The organism is Prosthecobacter sp., assembly GCF_044378005.1.
GTDB lineage: Bacteria > Verrucomicrobiota > Verrucomicrobiia > Verrucomicrobiales > Verrucomicrobiaceae > Prosthecobacter.
This window is the reverse complement of record NZ_JBILYB010000002.1, coordinates 16153-38088: the sequence shown is the minus strand read 5'-3', so window position 1 is coordinate 38088 and position 21936 is coordinate 16153. Positions and strand designations below refer to the sequence as shown.

Below are 21936 nucleotides of genomic sequence, written 5' to 3'. Positions count from 1 at the left end.
TGGCAGGATGCGTCTTTCCCCTTGCCATCTCGGCGGCACCGTCGTTCATCGGGGCCGGCTGCTGATGCGCTTCCTCACTCCCCAACTCCTGCACTTGGCCTGGCTGGCTCTCATCCCGCTGGCGCTTTACCTGTTCAGGAAAAGAGCGCGCCGTGTGCCGGTTTCGACGCTGCTTTTCTTCCGCTCGCTGTCACGCGAGCACCAGGAATCGGCTTGGCTGCGGAAGCTGAAGAAGTGGCTCTCGCTTCTGCTCACGCTGCTCGTCATCATCGCCGCTGTCATCGCTCTGGCACGCCCGACGAGTGAAGTCGGTGCCGACTCGCCCGGCGCGGTGGTCGTGGTCGTGGATCGCTCCGCCTCCATGAGCGCCCGGGACGCGCAGGGCCGCACGCGGCTGGATGAAGCGAAGAAGCGCCTCAAGGACAAACTCAACACGCTGCCAGATCAGGTCGTCGTCTCGCTCATCGCCTACGATGCGAAACCGCGCGTGCTGCTTTCCCGCAGTCGTAACCGCCGCGAGTGCCTGCGCCTTCTTCAAGAAGTGCAGCCCACGCCAATCGAGGGTCATCCCGACGCTGCACTCACGGTGATCCGCCGGCTCGCCGAACTGGAAGCACGATCCCAAGTCTGGCACGCGGGCGATCTGGCCCTGCCGGGCACGGATGGCCTGCCGTATGCCTTCCTGGATGTCGCGCTCGCCAGCCCGATCAATGTTGGCATCACCGGCTTCCAAATCCGCCGGGCCTTGCTGGCACGGGATCGCTTCGAGGCCTTTGTCAAAGTCAGCGCCGCGAAGGCGAACCCAACCAAGATCACTGCGACGCTGGAGATCACACTCGCCGGAAGGCTGGCCCAGCTTCGGGAGATCGACCTCGAACCGGGAGCTTCGTCTTCCCTCATTGTGCCGCTGGAAGGCGTGCGCGGGCAGCGGATGGAGATGCATTTGAAGGCGGACGGCGACTGCCTCGGCTGGGATGACGCCGTCGCCGCGCCGTTGCCAGAGACGCGACCACTCATCGTCGCGATGGTGGCAGAGAAGCCTGATCCTTTCACCGAACTCGCGCTCGCCTCCATGATCGAGGCTGGCCGTCTGGAAGTTCTAAAAGGCAAACCCGATGCCTGGCCGATGAAGGACAAGCCGGACGTGTATGTCTTTGAGAACTGGCTGCCCGAGGCACTGCCCACCGACCGGCCGATCATCGCGCTGAACCCACCCAAAAGCAGTGGAGCCGTGCAGGTGCGCCGACTCCAGGAGCCCGGCCTGCCGCACGACAGCGTCCGCAGTGTCGCGCCGGATCATCCGCTGCTCTTCCGCATCGCCACAGCCAGGCTCGCCATCACTCAGATGGGCGTTTTGGACCTGAAGGGCTCGCTCGAACCGCTCTGGATGGCGGGAAATGAACCCGTGCTCGCCGCCGGTGACGTGAACGGGCAGCGGCTGGTCGTCACCACCTTCTCCCCAGCTCGCTCCGAGCAGCTCGCGCTGCTTCCGGCCTTCCCTCTGCTGCTCGGCAATGCCCTCTACTGGTGCGCCGAAAACAGCGACGCCGTGTCCGACCTGCGCGCGCTGCATCCCGGCGAGCTCATGACCGAGTCCGGCATCGTCGAATGGACCGAATGGGATGGCAGTCAGTTCCTCGAAAGCAGCGATCAGGCAGGTAATGGCCTGCTCTCCATCCATCGAGTCGGAGCGTGGAAAACGACTGAACGCAGCGGCACCAGCGTGCTCGCCTCGCTCGCTGAAACGGATCTCCCCGCGCTAACCAACGAAGCCAGCACGATCGCCCAGCCAAACCTTCCGAAGATCACCGCCAACGCCGGCGTCAGCGACTGGCCACGACTCCTCATCTGGTTCGCCCTGGCGATCCTGCTGCTGGAAAGCTTCCTGTTTCACCGCAAGGCGGTATTTTGAGCAGGGGGTGTGGACGGGCACACATTTCGCAAGTGCCAACGGCACGTTATCCACTCATCGGAATCAGAACTCTTGCGACATCCTAGGCTCTTGCGGTGTTTTGAAATGTTGGAGTAGAGTCACGATCAAGCTCACGAGCCTCCGCCACTTTCCATACGATGATTTTATCTATCGCCGACTACTTGATTCAAGGGGTCATTTTCTTGCTGACGTTTGTTCATCCTTGGTTTCTGCCTCTCGGACGTGGGGCACGAGCTTTTGGCTTACCTTTCGCTGTCATTTTTGTTTGGGGCATCTGGCGCGTGTTGTACTTTGACCCGACAACCCACAACGACGTTCCTGGGATGGGCTACATCGCATCTGCTTTCTTCTATGGGTTCATCTCGTTCCTGCTCTACCGTGTCCGTTGTGTTTTCCTGCGGCGACGAGCACGCAAATAGTCCACCTTCCCCCCAAAGTGGGCTTGGTGGTCGTAGGCTCGTAGGCGGAACCTGGAGCAACTGGCTCATGGTTCCTTCCCCACAGCAAGCAGAACGTTTCTCCGAACGCTGAGCAACGGTTTCCGCAGGAGATGCTACCTTGCCATCAAGCAGAAGGCGCTTCTGGAGCTTGAACTGCCGCTAGCGCGTCTTCCTTCTTCTTTTCCTTCCAGGTGCTCTGGACGTAAAGCTCGCGGAGCTGCTTGAAGTCCACATTCGTCGGGCTGTCGGTCATGAGATCGCAGGCCTTGTTGTTTTTCGGGAAGGCGATGACTTCGCGGATGCTGTGCTCACCGGCCACGAGCATGGCGATGCGGTCCAGTCCGAGGGCGAGACCCCCGTGCGGAGGGGCACCGAATTTGAAGGCTTCGAGGATGTGGCGGAATTTGATCTGCTGTTCCTCCGGCGTGACGCCGAGGACGCTGAACATCTTCGCCTGGAGGTCGCTTTCGTGGATTCGGATGGAACCTCCGCCGAGTTCGTAGCCGTTGAGGACCACGTCGTAGGCTTCAGCGCGGACCTTGCCGTATTCGCCCGCGTCCAGGAGCGGCACGTCTTCCGCTTTTGGACGGGTGAAGGGATGATGCACGGCCACCCAGCTCTGATCTTCAGGGCTGTAGGCGAGCAGCGGGAAGTCCACGACCCAGAGGAAGTTCAGCGCGGTGCTGTCCTTCACCAGGCCGGTCATGTCGGCGATCTCGGTGCGGACCTTGCCGAGGATGTTGCAGGCGTCATCCCAGCTTCCGGCGTAGAAGAAGACGATGTCGTTTTCTTCGACGTTGAGCTTGGCGATGAGGGCCTTTTGCTCGTCTTCGCCGAAGAATTTCCAAAGGGGGCTCTTGTATTCGAGCACGCCAGCCTCGTTGCGCTCCACTTTGATGAAGGCGAGCTGCTTCACCTTCATGCCGGCCTGGATGGCGAGTTCGTTCAGGCGGATCATCTGACCGGTGGTGATGCCGGCGAAACCTTTGGCGTTGATGGCGCGGACGACACCGCCGGTCTCCAGCGTGGTGCGGAAGATCTTGAAGCCGCTGTTGGCGAAGACATCCGCCATATCGACGATCTCGTTGCCGTAGCGTGTGTCAGGCTTGTCCACGCCGTAGCGGTCCATGGCCTCTTGATAAGTCATGCGCTGGAAGGGCAGCGGGATGTCCACGCCTTGTCCTGCTTTGAACATGCTGGCGAGCAAACCTTCCACCAGATTGATGATGTCATTCTGCTGGATGAAGCTGGCCTCGATATCGATCTGCGTGAACTCGGGCTGGCGGTCGGCGCGCAGGTCTTCATCGCGGAAGCAGCGGGCGATCTGGAAGTAGCGTTCCAGACCGGCGACCATGAGCAATTGCTTGTACTGCTGCGGAGCCTGCGGCAGGGCGAAGAACTTGCTCGGGCTGAGGCGGGCTGGCACGAGGAAGTCGCGCGCACCTTCGGGCGTCGGGTTGCTGAGGATCGGAGTCTCGACTTCGATGAAGCCGTTGCCATCGAGGTAATTGCGGGCCGCCGTGGTGATCTTGTGACGCTGACGGATGTTCTTGTTCATGCGCTCGCGGCGCAGGTCGAGGTAGCGGTACTTCATCCGCATGTCCTCGTTGGAAAGCTCGCGGTCCAGATGGAAGGGCAGCACGTCGGACTTGTTCAGCACCTTGAGAACGGTGCAGACGACTTCGACCTCGCCGGTGCCGAGCTTGGTGTTTTCGGTGCCAGCCAGACGCTTCTCCACACGGCCGGTGACCTGGATCACATCTTCATCGCGGAGCTCGTGGCTTTGCGCAGCGAGGTCGGCGTTTTCTTCCGGGCGGAAAACCACCTGCGTCAGGCCCTCGCGGTCGCGAAGGTCCACGAAGATGACGCCACCATGGTCACGGGCGGAATTGACCCAGCCGCTGAGCGTCACGTTTTGGCCGATGTGTTCGGCACGGATGGCGTTGCAGTGGAGAGAGCGGTAGTCGTTCGGGATCATGGCGGGTAGGCGGAAAGGGGCGCGGATATTCGGAGGGAATGGCCGGAGTGCAAGCTCGGAGAGGCGGAGGGAAAGGAGGTGTGCTTTTGACATCCCGGGCAGGCACGGCACGATGCGCCCATGCCCGACCTCAAATCCAAGCTCCTCGACTACACACGTGAGCTGGGTTTCGCCGACTGCCGGATTGCGGAGGCAAAACTGGCACCGCATCGTGAGCTGTATGAGCAATGGGTGGCGGAGGGCAAACACGGTGACATGGCCTGGATGGCGCGAAACATGGACCGCCGCACGGACCCGCGTGTGGTGCAGCCGGGGGCGCGGAGTGTGATCGTGCTGGCGCTGAATTATCACCAAGGCCACCTGCCGCCGGGCAGCGCGGGCGGGTATCGGATCGCCCGCTATGCGTGGAATGAGGATTATCACGACCTGATCACAGCGAAGCTGAAGGCGCTGGATGCCTGGCTGATCGAACAGGGCGGGCAGCAGCGGTATTATGTGGATACGGGGCCGGTGCTGGAGCGCGACTGGGCCAGCGAGGCAGGCCTCGGCTGGGGCGGGAAGAGCACGATGCAGATCCATCGGCAGCTCGGCACCTGGTTCTTCCTGGCGGAGCTGATCACGACGCTGGAGATCGAGCCGGACGCGCCTGCGAAGGATCTTTGTGGCAAATGCACCCGATGCATTGATGCCTGCCCGACCCAGGCGATCACGGCCCCGCGCCGCATGGATGCGCGCCGCTGCGTGAGCTACCTGACCATCGAGAGCAAGGGGCCGATCCCGGAGGAGTTTCGCCGCGCGATGGGGGACCGCATCTACGGCTGCGATGATTGCCTGACAGCCTGCCCTTGGAACAAATTTGCCCAGCTATCTCACGAGGCGGCTTTCCAGGCGCGAGAGTCAGTCTTCAGCCAAAGCCTGCGCGATTTCCTTTCGCTCACGGATGAGAGTTTCCGCGCGCTCTTTGCCAAAAGTCCGATCAAGCGCATCAAGCGCCCGGCCTTTCTCCGCAATGTCTGCGTGGCGCTGGGGAATGTGGGCACGAGCGATGATCTTTCAGCCCTGCTCCCGCTCGTGGAGGATGAGCACCCGCTCATCGCCGAACATGCGGCATGGGCGGTGGCGGAGATTCAGCAGCGCGGGGCCTGAAGAAGTTTTTCTCTAACTGAGTGCTGGGAATTCGTTTCACGCTCGGCAAGCTCAACGCTGGCTTCATTCCCCCCATGAAATCGCTCTTCTTCACCCTCCTCATTATCGGTGGCCTGTTCACCGCGTACGACTACTTCCTCGCTCCGAAATGGGATCGAGTCATCTTTGAAAAAGGCCCGCGTCCGGCGGCTGTGGTGACACGGATTCCCACTCATGTGGTGGAGGATGACGGGGCGGCACCTGTTGCCGCCGCACCCGTGGCAGCAAAGAAAGACGACAACTGGCAGCCATCGATCCCGAAAGTGCCGACAGGTGAGTTTGTGCCACCGACGATCCCGACGGTGGAGTCGGTGACGAAGAACTGGACGATGATCCCAAAGCAGGCTTTTCCCCGCCCGGTGATTTTGAAAAAGGATGTGCAAGTCCAGATGAGCGTGGGCAGCTCCACGCTGCGTGCTGGAGCCACGGCCCAGGCCATGGCAGCAGATCAGGGCATGCTCTCCGTGGCACCCACGGCCACATCGCCAGCGCGAGGAAGCATCGCGGTGACGGACACGGATTTCCCGGAGCAGATCCAGGTGAGCTACGAGAAGTGGAAGGCGGGCCGCATCGAGCAGGCACGTCAGGCCTGGGTGAATGCGAAGACGCGCGTGACGACGCCTGGCAAGGACAACAGCACGATGGCCAACGGCCTGGGCGTAAGCTTCGGTGCGGATGGCAAACCCACGCAGAATCCTGATGGCAGCTACAATCTGCTGCTGGCCGTGATCTCCACCGGACGTGTGACCGATGTGGACCCCAAGAAGGTCACGCACTGGAGCCTGCCACGGCAGGAGACGGTGGATGGCAAGCCGACCTGGGTGATCGATGTCACCTACCCGACGAACACGATCTTTGGCCCCCAGGAAGTCCCGAGCCATGCTTACATCCGTGACAATCAGCTTCTGCGCTGGGTGTATGATTCGGGTGAGCCGGTGCCGTGAGGGCGGAGTGAAGTTTAAGGAGTCAATTCCGAAACCCGGGGCACCACGCCTCGATCAGCCCCGAACTCCGCAGGAGTTCCCCCATTACCCGTTCGCGGGCATAGGTGCTGAATCTGCCGGGGGTGTATCCCGAGTCCTCCCGAATTTGATTCGGGGGAGAGGAGCCGGTGCTGTGGCCTGCGATACTCTTGAGAGATGCTGCGCCACCTTGCTGACATGAGCCCTTCGCTGGCTCCCCTCATTCTGGCGGCGCGGCTTGGGAGGAGTCGCCCCGGATTTCCCCTCCCAGGCCGGACAAAGCGCAGATTGGGGTTGCCTGAGCCCGGCCCGGCAGAGTAAACCCACCTCTATGAATGTCTCTGCCTCTGCTCAGACCTCCCCGCATTGGGGGATCAGGCTTTAGGCACACCTAGTGATCTGTTAACCCACTGAACTGTTAGTCCAACCAACACACCGCTCGTGAGTATCCAAGGAGCTAGCCCAGAAAAGTTTATCACTGACTATGGCTCATCAGAGTTTCCTCATCGGGATGACTTGCTGGCGGTTCTACAAGCAGGAAGCTATAGCGAGTTCTACGGTAGTGTAGAGTTGGCGGCGGGAGACGACCGCCCATCGCTTACTTGTCGCCATTACGCTGACATTTACCGATTCAGGACCAATATGGCATTGAAGCGACTCGAACCCTCACCAGAGGTTGACGAGCATATTCGAGACTTCCGGCAGCTCTATACGACGCTTGATCGCACTCCTGACGAGCCATGTCACCTCTACATTTGCCTGACCCAGTCGTTGCACTATGCCATCTTTTGCAGGCCCACGTTACAAGATGTAGCAGGATGCTTCAGGATTCGTCGATACCTAGGAGACATCACTCCAGCAATCCGCGGGCGATGATCCTGTCCACGGGATTAAAATCATCGGTGAACACAGGGCCGTTGGCGGGGAGTTGGTTGGCGGCGATGTAGCTGCGGCTGATGCGGTCCTGCCAGGTGCCGGTGGCGTGGAAGCGGTCGGTGAGCAGGGGCTTCCAGTCCTGGCGGGAGGCGAGGATGATGATGTTTTGCGCGAGATGGCGCGGGCCCTGGACGGCGAAGGTCTCGACATGGGGGAAGACGCTGCGGAGGGTGGCGAGCAGGCCGCCGAGCAGCTCGGCGCGGGGGCCCTGGACGGCGGAGATGGCGTTCATGACGAAGGTGCCCTCGGGCGTGAGGTGGTCGGCGACGAGCTGGAAGAACTCCTTGGTGACGAGATGGGCGGGGATGGAGCGGACGCCGGCGTAGGCATCGCCGAAGATGAGGTCCCACTTTTGGCCGGTCTGCTCATTGAGGAAGCGGCGGGCATCGCCGGCATGGGCGGTGACGCGGGGGTGGTCGGTGAGCTTGAAGAACTGCCTGCCGACCTCGATGACCTGGGGGTCGATCTCGGCGACATCGACCTTTGCCTGGGGGAATTCGCGTGAGAGGGCCTCGGGCATGCCAAAGGCGCCGGCACCGATGAAGAGGGCGCTTTCCATCCTGGGCTGGTCCTTCAGCAGGGGGAGTTTCCAGTAGTGCTGGTAGTCCATGACGAGGGAGCCATCGTCGGGGTTCATGGCGCCTTCGGGGGTGGAGTCGAGCTTGAGGAGGCGTTGTTTGTGCGGGCTGGTGCCCTGCTCGGAGACTTCGATGCGGTGATAGAAGGACTCCTGCACGAAGAGGACGTCTTTGCCCGGCTGCTCATGGGCCTGGGAGCCGATGAGGGCGGAAACAAGGGCGAGGGCGGCAAGCGCGCCCGCTTTCCTAGCACTGGCCCGGTCCAGGAGGAAGGCGATGAGCGCGAGGAGGACGAGCAGGACGCCGCAACCGATGAAGATGCTGCGCACGCCGAAGTGGGAGAGCAGTACGAACCCGGAGAGGAAAGTGCCGACGAAGCTACCGAGGGAGCCGAGCATGGAGATGGTGCCTGCGGCTGCGCCGACGTGGGTGTCCTTTTGAGTGAGGCTGTAAAGGCGCACTGCGGCAGGGGAGACCGCGCCGAGCAGGGCCCCAGGCACCGCGAAGAGGAAGAGGGAGAGCATGACCGATCCCCCAATCATGCCGCTGGAGGAGAAGCTCTCGCCGAAGCCGAGGTGCAGGGGTGGGATGAGGAAGGTGAGGATGGCGGAGCCGCCGAGGAGCCAGCCGAGCAGGCTGAGGTGGGCGAATTTATCCACCAGCCGCCCGCCGAGGAAGCCCCCGGCACTGAAGGCGATGAGGATGACGCCGATGAGGGCGGTCCAGGTATAGACGCTGTTTCCAAAGATGGGGGCGAGCAGGCGGAAGGCGCAGATCTCGATGACCATCATGGCCGCCCCGGCGAGGAAGCAGGCGGCGCCGAGGTAGAGGCGGGTCGGGAGCGGGGAAGGGGAGGCGGGCTTGGACATGCGGGGAAGGTTCTCAGTTCTCAGTTCTCAGTTCTCAGTTCTCAGTTCTCAGTTCTCAGTTCTCAGTTCTCAGTTCTCAGTTCTCAGTTTTTTGGGCCGAGGATCTCACGTTAATCGTTGTAGAAGACGAGGGCGGCGATCTTCCAGCCGTCGGGGGTCTTGAGGAGCGTGAAGTAGTCGGTGCCGGTGACGATCTCACGGCCTTTGGTGAGCTTCCAGCGGACCTCGGCCTGGGCGACGCGGGCATCGCCGGAGATCTTCATGCTGGTGGGGACCTCGGTCATGGGCACGGGGGAGCTTTCGTGGCCGAGCTTCTGCCCATGGAGGAAGTCGGTGAGGCCCTGGCTGCCTGCCTGGCCGCCGTTTTGCACGAAGGTGATGCGCGCGGTGGGGTGGAAGCATGAGCCGTAGCCGTCCATGTCCTTCGCGGACCAGGTGGAGAAGTAGCGGTTCAGGAAGGTCTGGATGGCGGGCTCATCCAGATGTGCTGCCTGCGAACAGGAAGTGATGAGGCAGACACAGACGATCCAGAGTCCACGAATGAGACGGCTGACTTCGGGTTTCGGGCTTCGGGCTTCCTTCGTCATTCGTGCTGCGGGTGTCGTCATTGCCTAGTCTTCCAGCTTCTCCTCAGGCACTCCCATGAGGGCGAGCAGGCGGTTCAGGTCATCGACGCCGTAGTAGTCGATCTCGATGCTGCCCTTCTTCTCACTGTGCTTGATGGCGACATTGGTGGAGAGGTGTTGCATGAGGCGCTGCTCGCAGCTTTCCACGGCCTGCTTCATGTCGGCGTCATCGACCTTCGGCTTTGGCACGGGTGGGTTGATGATGTTGTGGGCGAGCTTCTCGGTTGCACGCACGGTGAGGCCTTTCTTCAGAACCTCTTCCGCCGCCTTCACCTGGGCCTCGGAGGACTTCAGCATGAGCAGCACCTTGGCATGACCGGCGGTGATTTTGCCATGAGAGACGAGGTCCTGTACGGACTGGGCGAGATCCAGCAAGCGCATGGCATTGGCCACGGTGGCGCGGTTCTTGCCGACGCGCTTGGCGATGTCCTCCTGCTTCATCTGGAACTCCTCGGCGAGGCGGTTGTAGGCGCGGGCTTCTTCGATGGGATTGAGGTCTTCGCGCTGAAGGTTCTCGATGAGGGCCATCTCCAGCACATCGCGGTCGCTGGCATGGCGGACGATGATGGGCACTTCCTTCAATCCGAGTTCGCGGGAGGCACGGAAGCGGCGCTCACCGGCGATGAGCTCCATCTTGCCATTCACCGAACGGACGATGAGCGGCTGGATGATGCCGTGCTCGCGGATGGACTCCATGAGCTCCGTGAGCTGCTCGGAGACGAATTCCTTTCGAGGCTGGAGAGGGCTGGGGACGATCTGATCAAGCGGAACCCGCTGCACCACATCTCCAGGAGATGGCTGGCTGAGCGCCGGGATGCGCGTCATTGCACCTGAGTTCGCCTGGGGAGCGGAAATCAGGGCGCCAAGTCCTTTGCCGAGTGCGGATTTTGCCATAAGGCGGCGAGGGTAATGAGCCAGGGGCGGCGTGCAAGGCGCAATGCGATTTGTGCAGTGCTGCTTTGTTGTCTTGCGCCCTGCTCCGCGCGCCCCATTGTCCGCGCCCCATGAACAAACTGGACGAAATCATCGCCCATAAACGCACCGAGGTGGAGAAGCTGCTCCCGCGTGCGGAGAAACTGCGCGCCGCAGCCACCCTGCGGGATGACTTCCGCTCGCTGGCGGATGCCTTGCGCGCCGATCCCACCCGCCTCGGCATGATCGCCGAGGTGAAGCGCGCCTCGCCCTCGGCGGGCACGATCTCCCAGGACTTTGACCCTCTGACGATCGCCCGTGGTTATGAAAAGGCGGGTGCTACGGCGCTCTCGATCCTCACGGATGAAAAGTATTTCCAGGGCCATCTGAACTACCTCACGCTGATCCGCGAGCAGGTGGACATCCCTTGTTTGCGCAAAGACTTCATCATCCACGAGGCGCAGATCTTTGAGGCTGTGGTGGCCGGGGCGGATGCGATCCTGCTCATCGTCGCCGCTTTGGATCAGCCGACGCTCGTGCATCTGCTGGACGTGGCCCACACCTTCCAGCTCGATGTGCTCGTGGAGGTCCACAACATGGCCGAACTCGAGCGCGCTCTGGAAACCGACGCGCGCATCATCGGCGTGAACAATCGCAACCTGAAAGCCTTCACCGTCGATCTCTCCACCACCGAAGAGCTGGCCGAGGAAGTGCCCGATGACATCATCCTCGTGGCCGAAAGCGGCATCAAGACCGTGGCGGATGCGGAACGTCTGGCCGCCTGTGGTGCGGATGCCCTGCTCGTGGGAGAGACGCTCATGCGCAGCGCGAACATCATGCACGACCTGCCCGCGCTTCGCGTGTTGAAGCCCGAGCGCGAAATCCCCGACATCCTCGAATGAAAAACCTCCTCATCCGCTCCACGCTGACCGCCCTCGCGCGTCTCGGAGTGGCCGAGGTTTGTGTGGCGGCAGGCGCACGCAATGCACCGCTCATCACCGCGCTGATCGCCAGTGATGGCATCAAGCTCTGGAGCTTCTTTGAGGAACGCAGCGCCGCCTTCTTTGCCCTCGGGCGGATGATGGCGGACCGCATGCCTGTGGCCGTGCTCACCACGTCTGGCACAGCGGCGGCGGAACTGCTGCCCGCCGTGATCGAGGCCTATTACCAAGGCCTGCCACTCGTGCTCGTCACCGCAGACCGCCCGCGACGCTATCGTGGCAGCGGTGCTCCGCAGGCCATTGAGCAAAAGGATCTCTTCGGACCTTATGTCAGCGCCTGCATCGATGTGGAGCAGGGCGCGAGCATCTCCTGGCCGACCCGGCTGACAGACAAGCCGCTGCACATCAATGTCTGCCTCGACGAGCCTCTCGATGCCGAGCATCACGGCATCGACTTCCTCAAGCATCATCACCAAAAGCCACTGACTCCCGCAGCGGTGAACGACTTCATGTTATCTGGAGAGCCGACCGCAGTCATCGCCTGTGGACTGCACCCGCATGAGGCTCGTGAAGCGGCCCCTGTCCTCGCCAAGCTTGGCCTGCCCATCATTGCCGAAGCGACCTCGAATCTCTGGGGCCGTCCGAAACTAGCGCCAATGCTCCTGCCTTCCTCGGAGACTACCTTCCGGGCGCTCGACATCCGTCAGGTCATCCGCATCGGCGGCGTGCCATCGGCCCGCTGGTGGCGGGATTTGGAAAACCGGCCTGAGGTCTGGGTCACGAACATCTCCCGCCTGTCATTCCCCGGTCTCGCAAGAAAGGAGCATGTGCAAACTCTGCCCTGGCATGCGCTGGAGTTGCTCGCGGAGCGGAAGCTCGCCGCCGCTGCCTTCAATCACGACAAACGCGCCCTTCAGCCTTTGCTCGATGCGCATCCTTTGTCCGAGCCCGCCTGGATGTGCGAGATCACCCACCACTTCAGTGCAGGAGATCGCGTGTTCATCAGCAACAGCCTGCCCATCCGTGAGATGAATCTGGCGCTCAAGTCGCCGGAGGAAGGGGTGGAGTTCTTTGCCAATCGTGGGGCGAATGGCATTGATGGCATCGTCTCCACCTGGCTCGGCACAAGCGCCAGTTCACGAAACTCCTGGCTCATCATCGGCGACCTCAGCGCCATGTATGACCTCGCTGCACCTTGGATCATGCCGCAGCTCCCGCAGGGGAATCGCAAGCTCGTGGTGATCAACAACCGGGGCGGCAAGATTTTCTCCCGTGTGAAGAGCCTGCGTTCTTTGCCCAAAGAGGCGCGGCAAATCATCGAGAACCAGCACCGCGTCACCTTTGAGCCCTGGGCTGCCATGTGGGGCCTGGGCTACATCCGCGCCACAAAGCCATCACATCTCGATAAGATTCCCGATGGAGCCTATCTCATCGAAGTCATTCCTGACCCCGATGAGACAGAAGCGTTCTACTCAGCGATGGAGTGAGGACGATTACTTCGTTCCCACGCGCCAGAGATTGTTCTCAGTGCGGATCAGAAGATCGTCACCCACCACAGCGTAGGAGGCCAGCGAGCGTTCGGTGAGATCATTCTGCGCCAGCACGGTAAAGGTCTTGCCAGGCTTCACGATGACGCCGAGGCCTTTTTCGTCCTGGAGATAAAGTTTGCCATCGGCGTGAAGAATCGAGGCGCTGATGGGGCCGGTGCAGCGCTCCTGATAATGAGCGGTGCCGGTCTTCGCATCGAGACAGGAGAGGATGCCGTTGTCGGCCACGAGGTAGAGTTCATCTCCCACGACGACCATGCTCGGATTGTGCGGGGCGTATTTCTCCATCTTCCAGGCGACGTGCGTGTCCGTCACGTCACCCGTTCCATCCACCTTCACGGCGATGACCGTAGGTTTGTCATAACCCGTGGCGATGAAAACCATGCCGTGAGCATAAACTGGCCGTGGCACGACGGAATAGCCCTGGTCGTAACGAGCCTTCCAGATTTCCGTGCCTGTCACAGGATCGAGCGCATTCACCACGCCGCTGCCGGGCGTGATGAGCTGGCGCTTGCCATTCACATCGATCACGAGCGGTGTGCAGAAGGAGAACTTGCGTTTCGCATCGCTCACGCGGGCAAACTTCCAGCGCTGTTTGCCAGTCGTTTTATCGAGCGCGATCACCGCCGGATCTTTGGCTGCATCGGCATTGTAGATGAGCAAGTCACCTTCGATCACCGGGCTGCCGCCATTTCCATGCACGGGTTCATAGGCAAACTCGCGTGTGCTCCACACGATGCTGCCATCCGCTGCGTTCAGGCATGCTGTGCCCTGGTGCCCGAAGTGGACGTAAAGCTTGTCCGCTTCAAAGATCGCCGTGGGACTCGCGTGGCTGTTCTTCTTGTGGATGTTCGGGGCCGTGGCTGCGGTCTGGGGGAAGACTTCCTTGTCCCAGATGACCTTGCCATCTGTGGCTGAAACACAAAGCGCACGCAGGCTACGATCAACGACCGGCTTTTCCTCACCTCCGACGGGGACAGCACTCGTGACGTAGATACAATCTCCCACCACGACTGGGGATGACCAGCCCACACCCGGAAGCGCAGCCTTCCAGACGATGTTCTTGTTCAAGTTCGGATTCCACACCGTTGGCAGGCCAATCGTGGCGCTGTTGCCCTGCTTGTCCGGGCCGCGGAATTCGGGCCAGTCTTGGGCGAGGACGGCGGTGGCAGTGAGTAGGAGGATGGGATGGATGGGGCGCATGGGAGAAATAAGAGAAAGGATGATCAAGCGAGCTTCCAGCCTGCACGGGGCTCACGGCTGAGGAAACGATTCGCGGCTTCGTTGTTCGTGATCTTCATGGCTTTGGCATCCCAGAGGATTTTGCTGCCAGCTCGGAAGGCGACGTTACCGAGGTGGTTCGCCTCGCTGAGCGGGCCAGCATAGCTGAAGGGGCTGCCGGTGGGCGTGCCGTTCTTGATGGCGTTCAGCCATTCGATATGCTGTCCGGGGGAGTCAGCGATAAAGGGTTTGGGACGTTGGAAGTCTTTGAAGGAGGCCTCAGGAAGCAGGACGTGCTTGCCGTAATCAGAAAGCAGCATGCCTTTGTCGCCGATGAAAAGCACGCCGCTGTTCCATTGGCTGATGATGGGATCGTTCTTCCACACGTCGGGCTTCGTGGCTCCCTGATGCCAGTGGATTTTACAGGCGGGCATCTCGCCACGGACACCGTATTCATAAACGGCCGACATGGTGGCGGGTGCGATCTCGGGATGTGGCTCGGGGCCAAGGGCTTCGATGCTCAGCGGCGCGTCGAGCTTCAACGCCCAGAAGGGCAGGTCGTTCCAGTGGCTGCCGAGATCGGACATGGTGCCATTGCCGAAGTCCCACCAGCGATACCACTTCGGACCGGGGAAATAGACTTCATGGTAGGGGCGATACGGTGCCGGGCCGAGCCAGAGATCCCAGTCGAGGTAAGGCGGCGGTGTTTGTTCTTCCTTGGGACGCTCGGTGACAAACACGACGTCCTTGTTCTTCTCCGCGTCCTCCTTGCTCTGCAAACCCCAGGCGCGTGAAACACAGACGTGAGCTTCGCTGACTTTGCCAATGGCACCGCTCTGGATGAGTTCGACCACGCGGCGATAGTTCGGCATGCCATGAATCTGCGTGCCCATCTGCGTGGCGACTCCGGCTTCGGCGGCAGCCTGGGTGATCAGTCGCGCTTCAGCGACATCACGCGTGAGAGGCTTCTCGCAATACACAGGCTTCTTCATCTTCAGCGCGGGCATCGTGGCATACGCGTGCGTGTGCTCGGTGGTGCTGACGACGACGCCGTCGATCTCGGACTCCTTGATCGTGTCGTAGAGCTTGCGGAAATCGCGGAAAGCCTTCGCGCCTTTGAAGGCATCGGCAGCGCGGTCGAGGTTCTGACCATTCACATCGCAGATGGCGATGACGTTCTCACTCGGCTCGGGCAACGGAGCAGGTGCTTCACCAGCTTTGGCGTTCTTCGGGCGCATCAGCGGCACGCCGACGAGACCTTGGATATTGGCGGCTCCGCGTCCGCCGACACCGATGAAGACGAGGTTCAGTTTTGCGTTTGGCGAACGCGCGCTGGTGATGGCCGGAAAGCCAAGAGTGCTGGCGGCTGCGAGGCTGGTTTGAGCGAGGAATCGACGGCGGGAAGTGGTCTGGCTGGGCATGGGACTGGAACGAGTCGCCGAGCCTTCCTCTTGCTGACTAGACAACGATGAATCAAAGCGGCGCTGGCTTGGCACCCGTGGCGCTGAAGATGAGCACGCGATGCTCGGTGCAGAGATCGAGCCCGTAATCGAGACCGAGTTCAAAGATGATCTTCTTCAACTCGCGCAGCGTGGCGTAGGAGTCGGGATAGACGTAGAGCGTGAGGTAGCGTTTCTGGCCCACAAGGGCAGGCAGGAACTCGCGGAGGCGTTGTGCATCGCGCAGGGGCATCAGGCCTTGGCCAGACTGTGGCACGGCGGTGAAATTGCCGTCGGGCGTGCTGACATGATTGATGCCAGGCGCTGGCTTTCCGCTGGCGTCATAAAGCGGGAAAACCTGCCCGTGGCGCACGATGATGGGCGCAGGTGGCTTGTCGATCTGGCGTTCGCGGGGAAAGCGGAGCTTCTCGATCTTGAGCTTGTCCACGCTTTCGAGTTCGAGCTGGAGATCGGCGAGCTTCTTCTGAATCGCGGCATGGTTTTGTCGTGCGGCTTCAGTGTCCTTGTTCATGACGCCGAGCTTCTTTTCCAAAGCCTGCTCCTGCTCGCGAAGGCGGGCCATTTCTTGGCCAGCATCGCGGATGATTTGTTGGGCCTTGGCGGCTGCGAACTCATCCTGCTTGGCTCGTTCCTGTCGCTTTTGTTCGGCGGTTTTCTTCAGCGCCTGAAGCTCGGTGATGAGCGGGCGTGTGGAGGGATCATCTTCACTTTGAAGCTGGGCGCGGAGCTTCTGCAGGCCGTCGAGTTCGGCGCGCGCCTGCTCGATCTTCTTTTCCAAAAGGATGCCTGACTCGTGATCCACGACTTCGTTGGCGGGTTGCTTCTCAGGCTTCGGGCGACTCAGCATCGCGAGAAGACAGGCGATGAGGATGATGCCGCCGAAGACGTTGCACAGGGTGTCGAGCAGCAGTTCCAGGCTGTCCTGATTGTTGGAGTGAAGACGACGTTTCATGGCTTCACGGAGGCTTCGTTGCTGAACTCGACATCCATGTCCTCGGGGATCACGTCGTAGCCGATCTCGTAGCCTTCTTGGCGGGCGCGCTTGGTCAGCATCTCGAAGTGTGGCGAGCCGGAGGGCTTGAAGTAAAAGACGACGTAGTGAGTGGCTGGCGTGCTCTGGCGCAGGTAGTTGATGAGCTCATTCACGGAGCCGCTGCCTCCAGGGGTGCCATCGGCACGCTGGTAGCGGATGAGCGATGACTGCACGAGCACGAGGATGGGTTCTTTCTTGGTGCCTGAGCGCTCGGGGATGAGGCTGAGGACATTCTTCCGCTCGCGTTTGCGCTTTAGGGAGCTTTGGGCGTCGATGACTTTTTTTTCGAGGTCGAGGATGTCTTTGTTGATGCCTGAGGAGAGCTTTTCGGCTTCATGCGCCGAGGCATTCATCTTTTCCAGACGAGAGAGGAGCTTGTCTTTCTCGGCTCGGAGTTCGCGGTCTCGGCCCGTGGCATCGGCATCGCGATTCATGCCGGGCAGTGGCTTGGCATCGAGTTCGGCGATGGTGCTGGTGAGCTGCCCGATCATGCGACGCAGCGTGGCGGCATCGTCTGACGGACGCTGCTGGTAGTCGGCCACCTTGTTCTTTTCCGAGACGATCTGCGCGAGCATGGATCGCAGCTCTTCTTCACGTTTCGCATACGGCTCGGCACCGGTGCCTTCGGTGAGCTTCTCATCCAAATTCAGCGCCAGGAAAAGCGCGAGCACGATGAGAAACCCGGAGGTGCCGGTGATGATGTCCTGAAAGGCAAAGAAGCTGATGCCACCGGACTGTCTGCCGAAGCGTGAGCGCATGGTTTACTGGCCGTTGAGCCGCAGTTTGCCCGCCACGTTCTTGTGGCAGATGTCGTTGCAGGCATCGAGAAACTCAGACTCGCGAGATTGCAGCCAACTGACGAGCAGTTGCAGAATGAGCGCACAGACGAGAGCCACAAGCGTGGTTTCAAACGCAGTGGCAAGACCTCCTGTAACCATTTGAAGAGAGCCACGCAGAGCAGCCATGTCACCGCCCGCCGCGAGCGTGCCGGCGAAGGCTCCGATGGCCTGACTGAGTCCCTGCACGGTGCCGATGAAACCGAGCACGGGGATGGCCCAGAGGAAGCCCTGCGTGAGGGCGTAGCTGGAGGCGATCTGCGCTTCGTCGTTCTCAGCCTGGATCTTCAAAATGGCGGCCACGTCGGCGGTGTGGCCGATGTTGTGAAGGTTTGCGAGAGCGAGGTCGATGCGATTGAGCAGGATGAACTGATGCGGATCATCGACGATGGCGCTCATGCGCTCGCGCAGGGCACGGGCTGTGGAGGGCGTGAGTTCAAAGTCATGCTGCTGCGGCATGACGGGCAGTTTGAGTGCACGTGCCTGAAGTTCAAACTTTCGCCATTTCATCAGCAGCATGGCCAGCGCCCAGAAGAAGAGGAACATCGTGGGATACGGGCATGGGCCGCGCTTCGTGAACATGTCGTTGAACCAACCTGGGGCGAGGCCGAGATGGAGTGGGATGTAAAAAATCACGGTGAGCGCGAGTCCGATCAGGAAGGAGAGCCATTTGTTCGGCGAGGTGAATCGGCCAGCGGCAAAGCCGATGCGGCGCTCGGGGTCCATGCGCGACCAGCTCAGTAGGAGCATCGGGGAAGTGGTGAAGGGATTTGGGTCCATGGAGGATGTGAGATTTGAAGCTAGGCGTCGCCGATGGGGAAGACGCGGTAGAAGAGATCAGGGAAGAAGCAGGCGGTGATCACTGCAAAGCCAAGGGTGGTGTAGCTGATGATCAGCGCACCCAGCGCCAGACCACGGCCCTCGAGTGCGCTATGGCGCTCAAACTGCTGCAATGCCAAATGACCGAGCACGATGCCTGGCAGCCAGTTCACCAAATTAAGATAGGGAACGAAGCAGGCGCAACTCACCACGAAGGCTGCGACGGCGAGCCAGCAGGTGGGGGCAAGGTCGGCGGACGGATCGTCACCATTCTGTTGTGCATAGGAAGTGCGGAGTGAGTCGATGCCGCTCGTGCTTTTGACGAAGACTGGTGGCGGCTTGCCAAAGGGATTCGGTTTAGTCACTTGAGTGGCGAAGCCCAGAGTGTGTCTTTCCTGCGGCGCGGGCTTGTCTTGCTCTTTCGGGCGTGAGGCCGCGCCGAGTTGTGCAGCCCGGCGTTCGAGTTCCACGGCATCCACCTGCTCAAGATAATCCCGGAGCGTCAGCCATTCACCGCTGATGCAGATTCGGTAAAGGGAATGGATTTCACCGGAGTCGAGTCCCTCACGAATCTGCGCAAGCGCCCATGGACCGATGGTGCGGCCTCGCCATTGGAGCTGGTGCTGGGATTCACTCATGGCTTCAAGAAGGGTGATTCGCTCGTGGTGGGCTCGGCTTTATCTGAAGACACGCCAGAGATGCTGGTGCTGTAGGTTTCGAGAAGCTGCTGTCGATCCAAAGGCAAAAACAGCACGGGACTCAGTGGCAAAGCATCGGCGGGTGCAGTCTTGGCATCGGTGGCGATGAGCAACGGACCTGATTTGCCAAGAAGCCACAGCTCTTTCGCTGCACGGGCTGAGGTGTTGAGATGCAGGGCACGATCCGTTTCGACATAGCCGCCGAACTTCACGCCGGTGGTGGAGACGCGGGTGACGAGCAGCCGACGTGCCTGGGCTTCTTTTTCATAGAGGCGGCCTTGGCGAGTTTGGAAAAATTTCTCCAACATGCTGCCGAGTGAGGTGCTCACTTTCGGGATCATCCAGTCCTCACTGCGCAGGGGATGGTCGCCGACCAAACGATGCAGCTCTGCCAAGTCGGCACGCAGCGTTGGCACGAGGTGCATGCCCCAGGTGAAAGGCCGCTCGCGGGTAAGTCGCTCGAGTTCGAGCATGACGTAAGCTTTGGCGATGGCGGGTGTGCTGACATCGGCCATGAGACGATCCATGACGGAAAGCAGGCTGCGTTCGAAGCGCTCGCCGTTCGCATCGGTCATGCGGTCGAGCTGGAGGTTCTGGATGAGCGCACTGACGGCAGCGGGCTTGGATGAAGTAACGCTCTGCCCCTGTTCGCTGCCGCCGCCGATGACGAGACGTTTGTAATCCTGATTGATAAAGGCCGCGCCAGTGTCCTGCGGATGCGGATCGAAGGCCTTGCCACTCCAGCGGCGCTGGCTATCGCCGATGCGGCTCTCGCTCAGCGGTCCTTGGGACCAGACGCTGCGTTTGCCACGTCCAGTAGAGTGATCGACGACGATGTTTTCCCAGACGCCATTGAGGTGGCGATCATCGCGCAGAGCCAGCAGCACTTTCAAATCGCTGTCTTGCGGCGCTTCGGGGTGCATCATCTGACCGGAGGAATCTTCGACAGCGGCTTTCCAAAGTGTGAGATCGCCACCCGTCATGAGATTGGCGAGGAACTGCTCCTCTGTCGGCAGTGCGGTCACTGTGCTGGCGGCGGGAGCGGCTTCGGCAAAGCGGATGTCCTGCCACTTGGCCAAAGCTTTGCCGAAATCGGTGAGCGATGCAGCACTGACGGTGGACTCGCGCAGTTCATCGAAGCGGGTGAGTTCGGCTTTGAAGTCTTCAATGCGCTGGCGAGCGGATTTGATCTGCGCTTGGAGATCGGCGGGAAGTTGAAGCGTGGCAGCTTCGGGTTTCGCCCAGGTTTCGAGTTCGGCAAGCTGGGTGTCGAGCTTCTGCACGGCGGTGGCGACTTCGCTCGCGGGGTGCTCGTAGCTGAGGCCTGATTTGAGCAGTGCATTCACTTCTTCGAGACGGCGTCGGACATCGGTGCTGCGCGTTTCACCGAGGTTGGCGAGCATGAGTTCGGCCTTCGTTTTTAAAGATGTCACTCGCTGGCTGGCAGTGGCGGCGAGATCACCGGGGAGCTGGCCGATCTCAGCATGGGCGTCGTCGATGCGCTTCAGGACTTCTGTCGGTTTCATGCCGGTGAAGTTCTGGGCGGCGGCGCTTTCGAGTTGGGCCAACGATTGATCTGAGTGAGCGGCGAGATCCCGTGCCTGAGAGACCCAGGCTTCCGTCTCGTCGATCTTCGATTTCAGGTAAGGCCAACGAAGCAGGGATGGATGCTCCTGCTTGAGGCTGGAGGCGAGTTTCGCAGCGGGTTCGGCGAGCTGACGCGCGCGGTAGCTGGCGAGATCCAGCGCATAGGCGCGTGCCTGCCAGCCATGCCAGGTGAGTGCGCCGATGCCGAGCAAAAAGGCGATCAACGCGGCGGCGCTGAGCATGGCGCGAGTGCGGCGACCACGTTGAGCGCTTTCGAGTGCGGCACGGATGCTTTGACCCGTCTGGCGGAGCCTGGCGAGCACGTCATCAGCGACGGGCAGGCTGAAGTTTTCAAGCTCGCGCCAGCGGCGGATGAAGTTTTCGTCCAAGGCAGCAGCTTCATTCAGGCCGGGAGGTGAGCCCGTCATGAGTCGCGTGCCCGCTTCCTGGGCGAAGGCGGTGAAGCTGTTCAGCGTGCGGGCAAAGGCACGCTGACGTTCGGCGGCAGTGCGCTCGCGGCGGGCATAGCTGGCGGCGTCTTCGAGGGCAGACTTTTGGCTGGCAGTGAGATCAAGATCGTGAGTCTCGATGAGTTCCTGGATGATGTCGCAAGCCAACGCGGCGGACTGCCAGTCACCTGCGTCACGGTGCTGAGCAGCGTCATCGAGCAAGGCGGGGATTTTTTCACCCGCCTGACGGCGGCGCAGAGCACGGCGGATGCCTTCGGCCTGGGTGAGTTCAGGAGCTGCGGTGCGTTTGTCCGCAGGCACACTGCTGGTGATCTTTTCCGCGAGCGTGGCGATGCGCTCTTCGTCGTCGGTCTTCAGCGCGGCACGCAGTTGATCCAGCATGTCCTGCCACTGCTTGTTTTCCAGGCGCTGGAGTTCAGAGCGGGCGTTTTCGTCGCCAGGATTGACCTTGTGAATGGTGCGGATGATGCGCAGCGCCTTGTCATCTTCGCGAGACAGCACAGCAGCACGGAAGTCTTTGTATAAAGGATGGTTGGCCGTGACACCCTGCGCATAGAGGCGGTCGAGCGCCTGCACCGTTTTCGCATCCAACTTCGGAGCGATGGGAAGCTGATGCGCCTGGCAGAAGTCGAGCCAAGCCTTTTCGCTGCCAAAGCTGAGCGCTCCGATGAGATCGAGCAGCGGCGGTTCTTCTTCAGCCGCTTGGAGTGCTTGATAGTCGCTACCCTTTTCCAGCATGGCAGCGATGCGTTCCAGCCGCGTGCTGCATTCCTGGCAAAGACGGGCGTAGTTGCTCGCCGCCGTCTCCACCGCGCCGGAGACGACGCCAGTCTGCAAAGTGGAGCGCAGGAGATCGATGGTGTCAGTGGGGGCTTTCACGAGAAGTATGGGGAAAGATTCAATGG

General features: G+C 61.0%; 17 protein-coding genes. 6 read left to right on the top strand and 11 right to left on the bottom strand.

Annotated elements, in window-relative coordinates:
• The first annotated feature begins 7 nt into the window (after window positions 1–7).
• Both AC6FTP_RS00760 and AC6FTP_RS00755 read left to right on the top strand, forming a co-directional pair.
• Window positions 8–1912, top strand: a complete 1905-nt coding sequence (locus tag AC6FTP_RS00760) for a VWA domain-containing protein (RefSeq protein ID WP_497204988.1) — start codon at window positions 8–10, stop codon at window positions 1910–1912.
• A 158-nt stretch (window positions 1913–2070) separates the two neighbouring features.
• Window positions 2071–2352: a hypothetical protein gene (locus tag AC6FTP_RS00755; RefSeq protein WP_497204987.1), complete on the top strand. Its 282-nt coding sequence runs from the start codon at window positions 2071–2073 to the stop codon at window positions 2350–2352.
• 145 nt (window positions 2353–2497) lie between these two features.
• Here the strand turns inward: AC6FTP_RS00755 and aspS are convergent, their stop codons facing one another.
• On the bottom strand, window positions 2498–4351 hold the full coding sequence (gene aspS, locus AC6FTP_RS00750; RefSeq protein ID WP_497204986.1) for an aspartate--tRNA ligase: 1854 nt from the start codon (window positions 4349–4351) through the stop codon (window positions 2498–2500).
• 120 nt (window positions 4352–4471) lie between these two features.
• Between aspS and queG the strand changes: the two genes are divergently transcribed.
• Together queG and AC6FTP_RS00740 are read left to right on the top strand one after the other, a co-directional pair.
• The gene (queG, locus tag AC6FTP_RS00745; RefSeq protein ID WP_497204985.1) at window positions 4472–5497 is read left to right on the top strand and encodes a tRNA epoxyqueuosine(34) reductase QueG; all 1026 of its coding nucleotides are present in this window, start codon (window positions 4472–4474) and stop codon (window positions 5495–5497) included.
• 74 nt (window positions 5498–5571) lie between these two features.
• Window positions 5572–6480: a hypothetical protein gene (locus AC6FTP_RS00740; RefSeq protein ID WP_497204984.1), complete on the top strand. Its 909-nt coding sequence runs from the start codon at window positions 5572–5574 to the stop codon at window positions 6478–6480.
• An 868-nt stretch (window positions 6481–7348) separates the two neighbouring features.
• On the opposite strand, the gene AC6FTP_RS00735 is transcribed toward AC6FTP_RS00740, so the two are convergent.
• The 3 genes from AC6FTP_RS00735 to AC6FTP_RS00725 form a co-directional block, all read right to left on the bottom strand.
• Entirely contained in the window at window positions 7349–8881 is a 1533-nt protein-coding gene (locus tag AC6FTP_RS00735; protein WP_497204983.1) for a fused MFS/spermidine synthase, read from the bottom strand.
• Between the two features lie 110 nt (window positions 8882–8991).
• On the bottom strand, window positions 8992–9489 hold the full coding sequence (locus tag AC6FTP_RS00730; protein ID WP_497204982.1) for a nuclear transport factor 2 family protein: 498 nt from the start codon (window positions 9487–9489) through the stop codon (window positions 8992–8994).
• A gap of 3 nt (window positions 9490–9492) precedes the next feature.
• A complete protein-coding gene (locus AC6FTP_RS00725) occupies window positions 9493–10401 on the bottom strand; it encodes a ParB/RepB/Spo0J family partition protein (RefSeq protein WP_497204981.1) in 909 nt (302 codons plus the stop codon).
• Between the two features lie 110 nt (window positions 10402–10511).
• On the opposite strand from AC6FTP_RS00725, the gene trpC reads away from it, so the two are divergent.
• Complete coding sequence (gene trpC, locus AC6FTP_RS00720; protein WP_497204980.1) at window positions 10512–11321, top strand: indole-3-glycerol phosphate synthase TrpC; 810 nt, start codon at window positions 10512–10514, stop codon at window positions 11319–11321.
• Complete coding sequence (gene menD, locus AC6FTP_RS00715) at window positions 11318–12847, top strand: 2-succinyl-5-enolpyruvyl-6-hydroxy-3-cyclohexene-1-carboxylic-acid synthase (protein WP_497204979.1); 1530 nt, start codon at window positions 11318–11320, stop codon at window positions 12845–12847. Before trpC ends, menD begins: the two co-directional genes overlap by 4 nt.
• A gap of 6 nt (window positions 12848–12853) precedes the next feature.
• On the opposite strand, the gene AC6FTP_RS00710 is transcribed toward menD, so the two are convergent.
• Genes AC6FTP_RS00710 through AC6FTP_RS00680 form a run of 7 tightly spaced genes read right to left on the bottom strand, consistent with a single transcriptional unit; the run spans window position 12854 to window position 21910 of the window.
• Complete coding sequence (locus tag AC6FTP_RS00710) at window positions 12854–14110, bottom strand: PQQ-like beta-propeller repeat protein (RefSeq protein ID WP_497204978.1); 1257 nt, start codon at window positions 14108–14110, stop codon at window positions 12854–12856.
• Between the two features lie 23 nt (window positions 14111–14133).
• Entirely contained in the window at window positions 14134–15549 is a 1416-nt protein-coding gene (locus AC6FTP_RS00705) for a Gfo/Idh/MocA family protein (RefSeq protein WP_497204977.1), read from the bottom strand.
• 52 nt (window positions 15550–15601) lie between these two features.
• The gene (locus tag AC6FTP_RS00700) at window positions 15602–16540 is read right to left on the bottom strand and encodes a hypothetical protein (RefSeq protein WP_497204976.1); all 939 of its coding nucleotides are present in this window, start codon (window positions 16538–16540) and stop codon (window positions 15602–15604) included.
• Window positions 16537–17379: a hypothetical protein gene (locus tag AC6FTP_RS00695; protein ID WP_497204975.1), complete on the bottom strand. Its 843-nt coding sequence runs from the start codon at window positions 17377–17379 to the stop codon at window positions 16537–16539. The genes AC6FTP_RS00700 and AC6FTP_RS00695 overlap by 4 nt, the downstream gene beginning before the upstream one ends.
• 3 nt (window positions 17380–17382) lie before the next feature.
• On the bottom strand, window positions 17383–18237 hold the full coding sequence (locus AC6FTP_RS00690; protein WP_497202304.1) for a MotA/TolQ/ExbB proton channel family protein: 855 nt from the start codon (window positions 18235–18237) through the stop codon (window positions 17383–17385).
• A gap of 20 nt (window positions 18238–18257) precedes the next feature.
• Entirely contained in the window at window positions 18258–18914 is a 657-nt protein-coding gene (locus AC6FTP_RS00685) for a DUF4190 domain-containing protein (protein WP_497204974.1), read from the bottom strand.
• On the bottom strand, window positions 18911–21910 hold the full coding sequence (locus tag AC6FTP_RS00680) for a coiled-coil domain-containing protein (protein ID WP_497204973.1): 3000 nt from the start codon (window positions 21908–21910) through the stop codon (window positions 18911–18913). Before AC6FTP_RS00680 ends, AC6FTP_RS00685 begins: the two co-directional genes overlap by 4 nt.
• Window positions 21911–21936: the final 26 nt, after the last annotated feature.

Bases quoted from the DNA above. Each gene is read 5' to 3' on its own strand.
- AC6FTP_RS00760 (WP_497204988.1), top strand. From the start codon at position 8: ATGCGTCTTTCCCCTTGCCATCTCGGCGGCACCGTCGTTCATCGGGGC.
- AC6FTP_RS00755 (WP_497204987.1), top strand. From the start codon at position 2,071: ATGATTTTATCTATCGCCGACTACTTGATTCAAGGGGTCATTTTCTTG.
- aspS (WP_497204986.1), bottom strand. From the start codon at position 4,351: ATGATCCCGAACGACTACCGCTCTCTCCACTGCAACGCCATCCGTGCC.
- queG (WP_497204985.1), top strand. From the start codon at position 4,472: ATGCCCGACCTCAAATCCAAGCTCCTCGACTACACACGTGAGCTGGGT.
- AC6FTP_RS00740 (WP_497204984.1), top strand. From the start codon at position 5,572: ATGAAATCGCTCTTCTTCACCCTCCTCATTATCGGTGGCCTGTTCACC.
- AC6FTP_RS00735 (WP_497204983.1), bottom strand. From the start codon at position 8,881: ATGTCCAAGCCCGCCTCCCCTTCCCCGCTCCCGACCCGCCTCTACCTC.
- AC6FTP_RS00730 (WP_497204982.1), bottom strand. From the start codon at position 9,489: ATGACGACACCCGCAGCACGAATGACGAAGGAAGCCCGAAGCCCGAAA.
- AC6FTP_RS00725 (WP_497204981.1), bottom strand. From the start codon at position 10,401: ATGGCAAAATCCGCACTCGGCAAAGGACTTGGCGCCCTGATTTCCGCT.
- trpC (WP_497204980.1), top strand. From the start codon at position 10,512: ATGAACAAACTGGACGAAATCATCGCCCATAAACGCACCGAGGTGGAG.
- menD (WP_497204979.1), top strand. From the start codon at position 11,318: ATGAAAAACCTCCTCATCCGCTCCACGCTGACCGCCCTCGCGCGTCTC.
- AC6FTP_RS00710 (WP_497204978.1), bottom strand. From the start codon at position 14,110: ATGCGCCCCATCCATCCCATCCTCCTACTCACTGCCACCGCCGTCCTC.
- AC6FTP_RS00705 (WP_497204977.1), bottom strand. From the start codon at position 15,549: ATGCCCAGCCAGACCACTTCCCGCCGTCGATTCCTCGCTCAAACCAGC.
- AC6FTP_RS00700 (WP_497204976.1), bottom strand. From the start codon at position 16,540: ATGAAACGTCGTCTTCACTCCAACAATCAGGACAGCCTGGAACTGCTG.
- AC6FTP_RS00695 (WP_497204975.1), bottom strand. From the start codon at position 17,379: ATGCGCTCACGCTTCGGCAGACAGTCCGGTGGCATCAGCTTCTTTGCC.
- AC6FTP_RS00690 (WP_497202304.1), bottom strand. From the start codon at position 18,237: ATGGACCCAAATCCCTTCACCACTTCCCCGATGCTCCTACTGAGCTGG.
- AC6FTP_RS00685 (WP_497204974.1), bottom strand. From the start codon at position 18,914: ATGAGTGAATCCCAGCACCAGCTCCAATGGCGAGGCCGCACCATCGGT.